Source organism: Streptosporangium sp. NPDC000509, from assembly GCF_042898365.1.
In the GTDB taxonomy this organism is placed as follows: domain Bacteria; phylum Actinomycetota; class Actinomycetes; order Streptosporangiales; family Streptosporangiaceae; genus Streptosporangium.
Window position 1 is genome coordinate 174,277 of record NZ_JBIAYX010000009.1, and the last position, 13,346, is coordinate 187,622.

Sequence of the window (13,346 nt, forward strand, 5' to 3'; positions counted from 1 at the left end):
GATGGAAGGACGACCATGCTTCGACATCTGATATCCGCCGCGGGCGGCGACCGGAGGACACCCGTGCTGCGACGCCTCTCGGCCGCCGCGGTGGCGCTCACCGCCGCCGCCGCCACGATGATGGTCCCCGCAGTCCCCGCCCAGGCCGCCGCCTTCAAGGTGCTGGTCTTCTCCAAGACGGCCGGGTTCCGGCACGACGCGATCCCCGTCGGCATCCAGGCCATCCGCGACCTGGGGGCTTCCAACGACTTCACCGTGGACGCGACCGAGGACTCCAACGCCTTCAGCGGGTCCAACCTCGCCCAGTACAAGGCGGTGGTGTTCCTCAACACCACCGGTGACGTGCTGAACGACACCCAGCAGAACGCCTTCCAGTCGTACGTGGACGGCGGCGGCGGATATGTGGGAGTGCATTCGGCCGCCGACACCGAGTACAACTGGCCGTACTACGGGCAGCTGGTGGGTGCCTGGTTCAACAGCCATCCGGCGATCCAGCAGGCGACGGTGCGGAACGAGGACCGGGCGCACGCCGCGACCGCCCATCTGGGGACGACATGGTCCCGGTCCGACGAGTGGTACAGCTATCGGAGCAACCCCCGTCCGAACGTGCGGGTCCTGCAGAACCTGGACGAGAGCAGCTACAGCGGCGGTGGCATGGGTGACCACCCGATCACCTGGTGCCGTCCCCAGGCCTCCGGCCGCTCGTTCTACACCGGGCTGGGGCACACCCAGGCGTCGTACTCGGACTCGAACTTCCGCACGCTGCTGCTGGGCGGAATCCGGTACGCGGCCAAGGCGGTCAACGCCGACTGCCGCCCGGAGACCGGCTACACGGCGTTGTACAACGGGTCGACGACGGGCTGGTCGCAGGCCGGTCCGGGGTCGTTCGCGAACAGCAACGCCACGCTGACCTCCCAGGGTGGCATGGGCATGCTGTGGTACAGCGCCAAGGAGTTCGGCTCCTACTCGCTCAAGCTCGACTGGAGACTGACCGGCGACTCCAACTCGGGGGTGATCGTCGGGTTCCCGGCCACCAGTGACCCGAACGCGGCGCTCAACACCGGACACGAGGTGCAGATCGACGCGACCGACAGCGCTGACAAGACGACGGGTGCGATCTACGGCTTCAAGGCGGCGGACATCGCCGCACGTGACGCGGCGCTGAACCCGCCGGGTCAGTGGAACACCTACGAGTTGCTGGTGGAGGGTGAGCGGCTGCAGGTGTTCCTGAACGGCGCGAAGATCAACGACTTCACCAACACCGACCCGGTCCGCTCGCTCCAGCAGGGCTACATCGGCATCCAGAACCACGGGTCCGGCGACGTGGCGGCGTTCCGCAACATCCGCATCAAGGAACTGACCACCCCGAACCCGACCCCGACGCCAACTCCGACCCCGACGCCCTCGCCGACGCCCACCGCGAACACGAGCGCGTTGCGTGGGGTGGCGTCGAACCGGTGCCTGGACGTCAGCGGTGCCTCGCAGAGCAACGGTGCGGCGGTGAACATCTGGGACTGCAACGGCCAGGCCAACCAGCGGTGGACCTCGACCAGTTCGAACGAGTTGCGGGTGTACGGCAACAAGTGCCTGGACGTGAACGGGGCCGGGACCGCGAACGGCACGGCGGTGATCATCTGGGACTGCAACGGTCAGAACAACCAGAAGTGGCGTTTCAACTCGGACGGCACGATCACCGGGATCGGCAGCGGCAAGTGCCTGGACGTGTCCAACTCCGGCACGGCCAACGGCACCAGGGTGCACATCTGGACCTGCCAGGGCAGCACCAACCAGAGATGGAACCGGGTATGACCGTGATGTGACGTGACTCCGGAGCCGGTCCGCCCTCGGCGGGCCGGCTCCAGGGGCGTCCCCGCCGGACGAGGGCGGCCGGATTCCGGCGGGCTACACGAAGCAGAAGGCCGCCAACGCCCCTGAGATGGGATTTTGGCGGCCATTCGACGTGATCGACCCATGGATTCCATGGGAGTGGTGGACGATACAGGGATTGAACCTGTGACCTCTTCCGTGTCAGGGAAGCGCTCTCCCGCTGAGCTAATCGTCCTCGGGTGAATCAGAGCGGAAGACGGGATTCGAACCCGCGACCCTCACCTTGGCAAGGTGATGCTCTACCACTGAGCCACTTCCGCGTATTCGCTCCGGGTTTCCCCTCGGCGCTCGCACCACTTTACCGGATCCCGGAGGGTCCGATGGTCGTGCGTTGAGGTGGAGACGGGATTTGAACCCGTGTAGACGGCTTTGCAGGCCGTTGCCTCGCCTCTCGGCCACTCCACCGGTCAGGCCCCTGGAGGCCCGCCGGAGCGGAAGACGGGATTCGAACCCGCGACCCTCACCTTGGCAAGGTGATGCTCTACCACTGAGCCACTTCCGCGTGATCCCCGGGAAACGGCTCCGGGGCACGTGAAAACTCTAGCGCCTCCGCAGGGCGGATGTGCGCAACGAGCCGGATCATCGGAGAGCCTCATCCGGTGACCGATCGGACGTCGGAGGCCCGGACGAACATGATCCGGTGCCCGAACTGGATCTGCCGGTAGCGGGCGTCGCCCGTGACGACGCGGTGTTCCGACGGGTCGAAGGAGGCCGCCCTGAGGTACGAGCCCCGTGTCGCCGGGCCGGAGCTGTAGGCCTGCCCGGCCGGTATCGAGTACTGCAGCGGGGTCAGGTCCTGTGTGGGAACGCCCCTCGGGTAGGCGGGTTTCATCGGATAGGCCCTGCCGTACACCTTGACCGGGGAACGGCCCGGCCTGGGCGTCACCAGGGGGCCGGACGCGCGCACGGAGGTGGGGGCCGTGGCCGGGTCGTGGAACCACGCCTTCTGGCCGAGGTACCAGATCGCGGTCCAGTCGCCTTTGCGCTCGGCGAGCGCGTACCGCTGGCCGGTGGAGGCGCGGGCGGCGTGGTCGTAGACGCTGTACGTGGAGTCGCCGGTGGGGTGCTTGCCGATGTCCTTGACCAGCGGCGCGGTGGCGGAGGGGCGCGTGCGCAGCCAGACCGAGGCGGCGCCCAGGTCACGGCACCCCCCGCCGCAGCCGGTGAACCCCGGTCTGTTGGTGCCGTAGTCGGGCCTGATCAGCACCGAGCGTGCGGCGTCGCCGCCCGAGGCGCGCAGCGGCCTGCCGAGCAACTCGAAGTAGTGGGCCCAGTCCCAGTAGGGGCCGGGGTCCTCGTGCATGCCTGCCACGGTCTCCGGGGTGGTGCCCGGCACGTTGTCGTGTCCCAGGATGTGGGCCCGGTCGAGGGGGATGTCGTACTTGGCCGCGAGGTGGCGGACCAGCCTGGCCGAGGCGAGGTACATCGCCTCGGTGTACCAGGCGCCGCCCTTGGCCAGGTAGCCCTCGTGCTCCAGGCCGATGGAACGGGAGTTGACGTACCAGTTTCCGGCGTGCCAGCCGATGTCCCTGGCCCGCAGGTGCTGGGCGATGTGGCCGTCGGCGGAGCGGATGGTGAAGTGCCAGCTCAGGTAGGTGGGGTCTTTGGCCAGGCGGGTCATCGCGTCGTAGCTCGTCTCCCCGTCGTGGATCACGATGTAGTCGATCTCCCGAGGGCCGTCGGAGCGGTCGTGATTGCCGTACCCGCCGCCGGGGAGCCGTTCGTAGGCGGCGGGGAGCCACTCGCAGGAGACGCTCTTCGGGCAGTCGGGCCCCGGAGCGGGCATCATGGCGATCTTCTTGGCGGGGATGGGCGTCGGGGCGGCGGCCTGAGTGGGGGTGGGGGTGGGCGGCTCGGCGGGTGGCTCGGCGGGTGGCTCGGTGGGTGGCTCGGAGGGCGAGGCGCGCCGTTCCAGGGGGAGCGGCGCTCGCGGATCGGACGGTCCCGAGGGCTTCGCCGGGGCGGGCCGCGCGAAGGCCGCGAGGAACGCGGGAGACGACGCGGGAGACGCGGGAGACACGGAAGGCGGCGTGGAGGGCGCGGGAGGCGCAAAAGGTGTAGAAGGCGCAGGGGGCGAGAGGGACGTGGGCAGGTCGGGTATGGCGGGGAGGACCACCCGCTCGCCGTCGTCGGTCACCCGGGCGGCACCGGCCCTGATCGTCGCGTAGACCTCGTCGGCGAAGGAGAACGCGGCATCCTCGTCCGCCGCGCCCCTCTCCCGGGTGCCGGGGTATCGGGCGACGGCCTCGTACCAGCCGGCCGGGTCGTCGCGAGGGCTCCCGCCGGTACGGCGCCGGTAGTCGGCGAGCAGTGCGGCGCCGCCCATGATGTTGGCGGAGGCGTCCTCGCGCAGCCGATCGGGGGACAGGCCGGTCAGCTCGGAGGCCCGCCGCAGGGTGTCTCGCGGCCGGTCCTTCGCGACGGAAGGAACGGCGATCGCGCGAGGCCGGGTCTCGTCGCCGCGTGGGTCCTCCCCGGCGCCGTGGGGCCGTCCGGGTGCGGCCCGGCCGTCGACCAGGTGCATCGGGCCGTACCCCGCGGCGACGCTGGGCCGCCCGCCGTGGCCCTCCCAGCGGGATTCCAGGTAGGAGACCGCGAGCAGCACACTCTCCGGCACCCCGTACGTCCGTGCGGCCTCGGTGAATGCGGCCTGCCTGCCGGACCGCGCCCTCGTTCCCGTCGTCGTCGTGCCGGGCGGTGTGGCGGTCCCGGAGAGGGCCGGGGACGTCCGGGGGTGCGCCGACCGGTCCCCGGGACGTGCCGCCTGCGCGGGGGCGACCGAGGCGAGGACGGCGAGAGCGGTGACGACGGTGATCCCTGGCAGGCGGCGCATGGAGGTTCCTCCCCCTCTGATGACTACCTAGAGTTATAAGGGATTACCGACTGTCGTGCATTGCGGTGGGGTTGTGATGTCGAAGAGATTCTCTGCCCGAAATCGGGCAGGAAACTTGGTGTGTTCTCTCTCGGATGCGTATGGTCCTGATCTGTGTCCACGGCACGGAATCCGCATGAGGATCTGATCACCCACCTGACCCGGACGAGCGCGCTCGGTCCCGGCGAGGCGGCGCGGGTCGTCGCGGACGTGCTGGCCTACTTCTCCGAGCCCGTCGACGAGTTCGTCCGGCGGCGCCACACGGAGCTCAGGGCCAGGGGATTGGTCAACGACGAGATCTTCCCCAGGGTGGCCGCCGAGCTGGCGGTACGCCGTGTCGCGGCACCCGGGCTCTCCCTGCGACAGCTTCGCCGGATCGTCTACGGGTAGCAGACGACGGCACCTCGATCGTTTACCGATGTTCATGGATAAGGAGCGGTTACATGTGCGGAATCGTGGCCTATGTAGGGCCTAAGGACGCGGCGCCCATCCTGCTGGAGGGCCTGCAGCGTCTTGAGTACCGGGGTTACGACTCGGCCGGTGTGGTGGTCTCCAACAAGGGCCTCAAGATGCGCAAGGTGAAGGGCCGGGTGGCCGACCTGGCGGCGGTCGTGCCCGCGCGGTTCAAGGGCGGCCTGGGCATCGGTCACACCCGCTGGGCCACCCACGGCGCGCCCAGCGACGTCAACGCCCATCCGCACCTGTCCACCGACGAGCGCATCGCCGTCGTGCACAACGGCATCATCGAGAACGCCGACGAGCTGCGCGCCAAGCTGGAGGCCGACGGTGCGATCTTCCTGTCGGAGACCGACACCGAGGTGCTGTCGCACCTGATCGCCCGTACGGTCAAGGAGGCCGACTCGCTGGAGGAGGCCGTGCGGACCGCGCTCAAGCGGGTCGTCGGCACGTACGGGATCGCGGTGATCGACTCCGAGCGTCCCGGCGAGGTGGTCGTGGCGCGCAACGGCAGCCCCATCGTGCTGGGCATCGGCGAGAAGGAGATGTTCGCCGCCTCCGACGTGGCCGCGCTGGTCCGCTACACGCGCCAGGTGGTGCACCTGGAGGACGGCGAGATCGCCGTGCTGCGGGCCGACGGGTTCAACACCTTCGCCAGCGACGCGCGGGAGACGGCGAAGGAGACGCTGACCGTCGACTGGGAGGCCGGGCACTACGACACCGGCGGCTACGAGCACTACCTGCTCAAGGAGATCTCCGAGCAGCCCGACACGGTGGCCAGGACGCTGCGCGGGCGGCTGGACGACCGCTTCCACATCGCCCACCTGGGCGGTCTCAACATGGACGCGCGGGAGAGCCGCTCGTTCCGCCGAGTGAAGATCATCGGCTGCGGTTCCGCGTACTACTCGGGCCAGATCGGCGCGCAGCTCATCGAGGAACTGGCGCGCATCCCCGCCGACGCGGAGCCGGCGAGCGAGTTCCGCTACCGCAACCCGGTGGTGGAGGCCGACACCCTCTACGTGGCGATCAGCCAGTCCGGCGAGACCTACGACACCCTCGCCGCCGTGCAGGAGCTCAAGCGCAAGGGCGGCCGGGTGCTCGGCATCGTCAACACGGTGGGCAGCGCGATCGCCCGCGAGTGCGACGGCGGCGTCTACCTGCACGCGGGCCCCGAGGTCTCGGTGGCGAGCACCAAGGCGTTCACCTCGACCGCCGTGGCCTTCGCGCTGCTCGCGCTGCACCTGGGCCGGGTGCGCGACCTGTCTCCCGCCGACGGCCGCAGGATCTGCGACGGCCTGCGCAGGCTGCCGGACCAGATCAAGGAGATCCTGGCGCTGGAGCCGCAGATCAAGGAGCTGGCGGGCAAGTACGCCGAGTCGCCGAGCATGATGTTCGTGGGCCGGGTGAGGGGCTATCCGGTGGCCCGCGAGGGCGCGCAGAAGCTCAAGGAGATCTCGTACGTGCACGCCGAGGCCTATCCGGCGAGCGAGCTGAAGCACGGGCCGTTGGCGCTGATCGGCCCGGACATGCCGACGGTGGCGATCGTTCCCGACGACGAGCTGCTGGACAAGAACCTCACCACGCTGGGTGAGATCCGCGCCCGGGGCGGCCGGGTGCTCATGGTGGGCCACCGCGACGCCGACCCCAAGCTCGCCGACGACTGCGTCGTGGTGCCCAAGAACGAGACCGAGCTGGACCCGATCCTGCTCTCGATCCCGCTGCAGCTCTTCGCCTACCACGCGGCGGTGGCCCTGGGCCGCGACGTCGACAAGCCCAGGAACCTGGCCAAGAGCGTCACGGTGGAGTGAGCCCCGCGCCCTTTCCCTCCCCCCCCGTCTCGTCACAGATGGTGATGGAGTACTAACCTTTGGTATAGGGGGTTCTTGGGGGAAGGGGCGCTTATGCGCCGTAGGGGGTTTTTCGCGCTGGCGGCGGGGGTGCTGCTCGCCGCGGGGTGCGGCGCGAACGACGCCGGCTCGGTGGTGAAGCGCCTGCTCGTCCTCGAACCGACCATCGACGGCCACGGCTGGGACAGGATCGCGGGCAGGCTGGCGACCGTCGCGGTCCAGGCGGGACTGGCGCGTACCGCGATGGCCGTCGAGCGGGGCGGCGCCCTGGGCTCCGCCCCTCGCGACGCGTTCGGCGCCTTCGGTGCCTTCGGCGGCCCCTTCGCGCGAGAGGGCAGGCTGCTCGTCACCGCGATGCCGATGGTGGCGGCCGCGGAGATCGCCAACACCGTCGCCGTGGTGAACGCCGCCACCCCCATCGCCCGCCTGGTCGGCGACTGGGCGGTCCTGGTCGTCCCCGCCGACTCCCGCCTGCTGACCTTCGAGGACTTCGCCGCGGGGTTGCGCCGGAACCCGGCGGGGCTCGCGGTCGGCGGCCGGTCGGAAGGGGGCTCCGAGCACGTGCTCTACGGCATGATCGGCAAGTGCCTCGGGGTGGACACCCGGCTGCTGGAGTATGCCGGATACCTCACCCCCGAGGACGCCGTGGAGGCGCTCCAGGTGGGCCAGGTGGCGGCCCTGCTGGGATCGGCGCGTGCCCTGCGCTCCGAGATCGCCGCGGGCCGTATGCGGCCCCTGGCGGTCTCCTCCGGCGACCGGATCGACGGGATCGACGCGCCGACGCTCAGGGAGGTCGACGTCCGGCTGGAGTACAGCGACTGGTGCGGCCTGCTGGGGCCCAAGGACATGAGCCCGGAGGACAGGGACGCCGCGATCGCCCTGTGCGACAGGCTCGACGCCGCGCCACGCTGGCGCTCCCTGTGCGCGGCCCACGGCTGGAGCCGGGTCTACCTCAGCGGCGACGACTTTCGCCAGTGGCTCGCCACCGAGACGGCCCGCGCCCGCGGTGTGCTTCACGAGCTCGGACTGCTGAAGTCCTCCGACACAACTTGTTGGGGTAGTTGCGTCAGGCGCCCCTAGATGTAGGATCCTGCTCGTTGCTGGTTCGCCCCGCGGGGGGCGAGGCAAGAGGGAACCCGGTGAGATTCCGGGACTGCCCCGCAGCGGTGAACGGGAACGAAAGCCGTCATTGAGCACTGGGTGATCCATACCTGGGAAGCGACGGCCGGTAGGCATGCGCGTTGCGCCCGTGAGTCCGAAGACCTGCCGGTGACGTGAATGTCCAGGGCCTCGTGGGAGGGCCCGCGGAACGAGGCGATCCGGCGTGCCCGGGATCGCTCGCGGACGCGTGCCATCCGGCGGAGCCTGGGGCGAGTCCGATCGAGCGAGGGGCACCAGGTGACACAGGCATTGGCGGAGACCGCGACGGGGAGCACGGCGGCGACCGCGACGGGCGACAGCGGCGTCGAAGGCGCGGTGGTGGCCGCGACGGGCCATGGCGGCACGGGAAACACCGGGAACGCGCAGAGCGCCGCGGTGGCCGCGACGGGCGACGACGGCGCCGGGAGCGTCGGGAGCGCCACGGACGCCCGCAGGCTGGCCATCGACGAGGCCGCCGCCCGGGTGATCACCGATCCCGAGAACTCCAGGGTCGCCGCCGCGATGCTGGCCGAGCTGATCGCCGACGAGGCCGCCGAGCACGGCGTCCGCGCCTTCTCCGAGTCCGTCACCGCGACCCACGAGGCGGGGCTGGTCGCCGACGGGCTCGCGAGGTTCGTGTCCGCCCACGCCGCGGTCCTGGACGCGCTGGTCGATCCGGAGGCGGACGCCAGGTTCGAGTACTTCGGGCTGCGCACCGTCTACGACCGCTACCTGCTGCGCCACCCGAGGACCCGCAAGGTCCTTGAGCGCCCGCAGCACTTCTTCCTGCGGGTGGCCTGCGGCCTGGCCGAGACCGTCGAGGAGGCCGCCGAGCTGTACGCGCTCATGGCCACCCTGTCCTACCTGCCCAGTTCGCCCACGCTGTTCAACTCGGGCTCGCGCAGGCCCCAGCTCTCCTCGTGCTTCCTGCTCGACTCGCCCCGCGACGAGCTGGAGTCCATCTACGAGCGCTACGGGCAGGTCGCGCGGCTGTCGAAGTACGCGGGGGGCATCGGGATCGCCTGGACCAGGGTCCGCTCGCGGGGCTCGCTGATCCGGGGCACCAACGGACACTCCAACGGCATCGTGCCCTGGCTGCGCACGCTCGACGCCAGCGTCGCCGCGGTGAACCAGGGAGGCCGCCGCAAGGGCGCGGCCTGCGTCTACCTGGAGCCCTGGCACGCCGACGTCGAGGAGTTCCTGGAACTGCGCGACAACACCGGCGAGGAGGCCCGTCGCACGCACAACCTGAACCTGGCCAACTGGATCCCCGACGAGTTCATGCGCCGGGTCGAGGCCGACGGCCTCTGGTCGCTGTTCGACCCCAAGGAGGTCCCGCACCTCACCGACCTGTACGGCGCCGCGTTCGACGACGCCTACCGGGCCGCCGAGGCCGAGGGCCGCTTCACCCGGCGGATTCCCGCCCGCACCCTGTACGGGCGGATGATGCGCACGCTCGCCCAGACCGGCAACGGCTGGATGACCTTCAAGGACGCGGCGAACCGTACCTCCAACCAGACGGCGAGGCCCGAGAACGTCATCCACCTGTCGAACCTCTGCACCGAGATCCTGGAGGTCACCGGCGACGCCGAGACCGCCGTCTGCAACCTCGGCTCGATCAACCTCGCCGCCCACCTGTCAGGGGACATCGAGGACGGGATCGACTGGGCGCGGCTGCGCGCGACGGTCCGTACCGCGGTGCGGTTCCTCGACCGGACCATCGACCTGGGTTTCTATCCGACTCCCGAGGCGGAGGCGGCCAACCGGCGGTGGCGTCCGATCGGGCTCGGCCTGATGGGCCTGGCCGACGTGCTGTTCGCGCTGCGGCTGCCGTTCGACTCGCCGCGCGCGCTGGAGCTGTCCACCCGGATCTCCGAGGAGATCGCGCTCGCCGCCTACCGGACCTCCTCGGACCTGGCCGTCGAGCGTGGCCGCCATTCCTCGTACGAGGAGACCAGGGCCGCCGCCGGGGTGCTGCACCCCGACCACTACGGGGCCGCGACGTCGGCCGCGTGGACGGAGCTCAGGGGGCGGATCGCGGAGACCGGCCTGCGCAACTCGCTGATGATCGCGATCGCGCCGACGGCCACGATCGCCTCCATCGCCGGCTGCTACGAGTGCATCGAGCCGCAGGTCTCCAACGTCTTCAAGCGCGAGACCCTCTCGGGGGAGTTCCTCCAGGTCAACCGCTATCTCGTCCGTGACCTCCAGGCCCGCGGCCTGTGGACGGCGCCGATCCGCGACGCGATCAAGCGCGCCGACGGCTCGGTCCAGGACATCCCCGAGATCCCCGCCGACCTGCGGCTGCTCTACCGGACCGCCTGGGAGCTGCCGCAGAAGGCGCTGATCGACCTGGCCGCCGCGCGCACCCCGTACATCGACCAGTCGCAGTCGCTGAACCTCTTCATGGCCACGCCGACCATCGGCAAGCTCTCCTCGATGTACGCCTACGCGTGGAAGTCGGGCCTGAAGACCACCTACTACCTGCGCTCGCGCCCGGCCACCCGGATCGCGCAGGCCACCGTGGCGGCCCCGGCGGAACGGGCCGCGGCCGAGCCCGGGGCGGTGTCCGAAGTCGTGTCCGAGGCCGTCGCCTGCTCCCTGGAGAACCCCGAGTACTGCGACGCCTGCCAGTAGCCGTCCGGTCCGTCGACACCCCTCAGCAGTCCTCAGCAGCCTTCAGAAAGGCGATTCTTCCGATGTTGCTCGACCCCGGCATGGATCTCACCCTGCGGCCGATGCGCTACCCGGAGTTCTACGAGCGCTACCGGGCCGCGATCCGCAACACCTGGACGGTCGAGGAGGTGGACCTCACCTCCGACCTGGCGGACCTGGCGAGGATGACGCCCGAGGAGCGTCACCTGATCAACCGTCTCGTGGCCTTCTTCGCCACCGGCGACTCGATCGTGGCCAACAACCTCGTCCTCAACCTCTACCAGCACCTCAACGCCCCCGAGGCGCGCCTGTATCTCAGCAGGCAGCTGTTCGAGGAGGCGGTGCACGTCCAGTTCTACCTCACCCTGCTGGACACCTACCTGCCCGATCCCGACGAGCGGGTCAAGGCGTTCGCCGCGGTCGAGCACATCCCCTCGATCCGCGACAAGGCGGAGTTCTGCTTCCGCTGGATCGACTCGCTCGGCGGGCTGACCCGGCTGGAGACGAGGGAGGACCGGCGGGCGTTCCTGCTCAACCTGATCTGCTTCGCGGCGTGCATCGAGGGGCTGTTCTTCTACGGGGCCTTCGCCTACGTCTACTGGTTCCGCTCCCGGGGCCTGCTCGGTGGCCTGGCCACCGGGACGAACTGGGTCTTCCGCGACGAGTCCATGCACATGGAGTTCGCCTTCGGCGTCGTGGAGACCGTACGGGCCGAGGAGCCCGACCTGTTCGACGACAAGCTCGTCGAACAGGTCACCCGGATGATCGAGGAGGCGGTCGCGGCGGAGCTGGCCTTCGCGGCCGACCTGTGCGGTGACGGCCTGCTGGGGATGGGCGTGGACCAGATGCGCCGCTATCTGGAGTACGTGGCCGACCAGCGCCTGGTCAGGCTCAGGATGCCCGTCAGGTACGGCACGGCCAACCCGTTCGCGTTCATGGAGTTGCAGGACGTGCAGGAGCTGGCCAACTTCTTCGAACGCCGGGTTTCCGCCTACCAGGTAGCCGTCGAAGGGAATGTCACGTTCGACGAGTCCTTCTGATTAGCTGTGGTCCGGCAAGAGAACGACGAGGCAGAAAGACGTCGAGGGGGACGCCTCACGTGTCCAGCTGGATCATCATGATCGTTTCCATCCTCGCCGCCGTCGTGGCGGTGGAGGTGGTGCGACGGGTGTTGCGCTCGCGGCTGATCGGCGAGAAGTGGGTTCTCGCCGGTCCGCTCGTGCACCGCTGCGCCTGGCCGGGATTCGCCACGGCCGCCGTGGCGACGGCCCACACCATCTACGAACCTGAGATGGTGGAGGGCGCGCTCAGCCAGGTGATCGACCGCGCTCTCAGCCTGGCGATGATCGGGTGTGCCACCTGGCTGGTCATCCAGGCCGCCTACGCGGTCACCGACGTGGTGCTGGAACGCCTGATCGCCGTCGAGGGCGAGGCCAACCGCAGGGCCCGCCGCATCCGCACCCAGATCACCCTGGTCCGCAGGGTCGCCTCCGCGGTGATCATCGTGCTCGCTCTGGGCGCGATGCTCTTCACCTTCCCGCAGGTGCGGGCGCTGGGAGCCGGACTTCTCGCCTCGGCCGGTATCGCCGGGGTCGTCGTCGGCATCGCCGCCCAGTCGACCCTGGGAAACATGCTCGCCGGGCTCCAGCTGGCCTTCAGCGACGCGCTCCGCCTGGACGACGTCGTGGTGGTGAAGGGGGAGTGGGGCCGCATCGAGGAGCTCAGCCTGACCTACGTGGTACTGCGGCTGTGGGACGAGCGACGGCTCGTCCTGCCGGTCTCCTACTTCACGGCGAACCCGTTCGAGAACTGGACCCGGCACAGCAGCCGGGTGATCGGTCACGTGATGATCCGGGTCGACTGGTCGGTGCCGGTGGACGAGTTGCGCGCCGAGCTCTACCGGGCCCTGCGCGAGCACCCGCTCTGGGACCAGAAGGACTGGACCCTGCAGGTCACCGACACCCTTCCCAACGGGCTGCTTGAGCTGCGCGCGCTGATGAGCGCCGCCGACTCCGCCAGCGCCTGGGATCTCAAGTGCGACATGCGCGAGCACATGGTGGCCTTCGTCCGCGACAGGTATCCCGAGGCGCTGCCCCGCTTCCGGGTCGAGACCCCACCCCCGTCCGCGACCGTTCCCGGGACGCTCACCGGCCTGATGGGCGCGGGGCTCATGTCACGCGGCCTGGGCGGGGACGCCGGCGAGCGGGACGGCTTCGCCCAGCGGGGCGGAGACCAGCCGGATCCGGTCTGAGACGACAGGCAGACCGGAACATCCCGTTTGTTCTTTTTCGGGGAGCTTCATCGGGACCGCTGGCCCCCGCGGCGCAGCCGGCCCCCGCTCCGGCGGCCGGCTCGCGGACGAAGGTCACCACGTGCGCCCGCACGTCGTGGGGGGGGGGGCGGGGGGCGGGCCCCAGCCGGGGGACCGCGGGGTGAGCTGTGAGGGGTGTGGGGGGGCGCCCGAGCAACACCGTAATTGGGGGTTAAGA

At 70.0% G+C, this 13,346-nt stretch carries 8 protein-coding genes, 4 tRNA genes and 1 riboswitch; of the genes, 7 read left to right on the forward strand and 5 right to left on the reverse strand.

Going from position 1 to position 13,346, the window contains the following annotated elements:
* The first annotated feature begins 15 nt into the window (after positions 1–15).
* Positions 16–1,809, forward strand: a complete 1,794-nt coding sequence (locus tag ACFY3D_RS18235) for a lectin (protein WP_389980738.1) — start codon at positions 16–18, stop codon at positions 1,807–1,809.
* Positions 1,810–1,987: 178 nt separating this feature from the next.
* Here ACFY3D_RS18235 and ACFY3D_RS18240 read toward each other — a convergent pair.
* The 5 genes from ACFY3D_RS18240 to ACFY3D_RS18260 form a co-directional block, all read right to left on the reverse strand.
* A tRNA-Val gene (locus ACFY3D_RS18240) sits at positions 1,988–2,062 on the reverse strand.
* 13 nt (positions 2,063–2,075) lie between these two features.
* Positions 2,076–2,147 (reverse strand) — tRNA-Gly (locus ACFY3D_RS18245).
* 74 nt (positions 2,148–2,221) lie between these two features.
* Positions 2,222–2,292: transfer RNA gene (locus tag ACFY3D_RS18250), tRNA-Cys, on the reverse strand.
* A 25-nt stretch (positions 2,293–2,317) separates the two neighbouring features.
* Positions 2,318–2,389, reverse strand: a tRNA-Gly gene (locus tag ACFY3D_RS18255).
* Between the two features lie 90 nt (positions 2,390–2,479).
* Positions 2,480–4,720, reverse strand: a complete 2,241-nt coding sequence (locus ACFY3D_RS18260) for an N-acetylmuramoyl-L-alanine amidase (protein WP_389980740.1) — start codon at positions 4,718–4,720, stop codon at positions 2,480–2,482.
* A gap of 153 nt (positions 4,721–4,873) precedes the next feature.
* On the opposite strand from ACFY3D_RS18260, the gene ACFY3D_RS18265 reads away from it, so the two are divergent.
* The 6 genes from ACFY3D_RS18265 (at position 4,874) to ACFY3D_RS18290 (ending at position 13,108) form a co-directional block, all read left to right on the forward strand.
* Positions 4,874–5,149, forward strand: coding sequence for a hypothetical protein (locus tag ACFY3D_RS18265; protein ID WP_389980742.1), 276 nt, complete (start codon positions 4,874–4,876; stop codon positions 5,147–5,149).
* 53 nt (positions 5,150–5,202) lie between these two features.
* Complete coding sequence (gene glmS / locus ACFY3D_RS18270; protein ID WP_389980744.1) at positions 5,203–7,023, forward strand: glutamine--fructose-6-phosphate transaminase (isomerizing); 1,821 nt, start codon at positions 5,203–5,205, stop codon at positions 7,021–7,023.
* A gap of 93 nt (positions 7,024–7,116) precedes the next feature.
* Positions 7,117–8,142 carry a tripartite tricarboxylate transporter substrate-binding protein gene (locus ACFY3D_RS18275; protein WP_389980746.1) on the forward strand — a complete coding sequence of 342 codons (1,026 nt, stop codon included), beginning with the start codon at positions 7,117–7,119 and terminating at the stop codon, positions 8,140–8,142.
* Between the two features lie 4 nt (positions 8,143–8,146).
* Positions 8,147–8,348, forward strand: a riboswitch (cobalamin riboswitch).
* Between the two features lie 112 nt (positions 8,349–8,460).
* Positions 8,461–10,839, forward strand: a complete 2,379-nt coding sequence (locus ACFY3D_RS18280; protein ID WP_389980748.1) for a ribonucleoside-diphosphate reductase subunit alpha — start codon at positions 8,461–8,463, stop codon at positions 10,837–10,839.
* Positions 10,840–10,901: 62 nt separating this feature from the next.
* Positions 10,902–11,897 (forward strand): ribonucleotide-diphosphate reductase subunit beta, encoded by a 996-nt coding sequence (locus ACFY3D_RS18285; RefSeq protein WP_389980750.1) that lies wholly within the window; start codon positions 10,902–10,904, stop codon positions 11,895–11,897.
* 77 nt (positions 11,898–11,974) lie between these two features.
* Positions 11,975–13,108 carry a mechanosensitive ion channel family protein gene (locus tag ACFY3D_RS18290; protein ID WP_389980752.1) on the forward strand — a complete coding sequence of 378 codons (1,134 nt, stop codon included), beginning with the start codon at positions 11,975–11,977 and terminating at the stop codon, positions 13,106–13,108.
* Positions 13,109–13,346 lie beyond the last annotated feature (238 nt).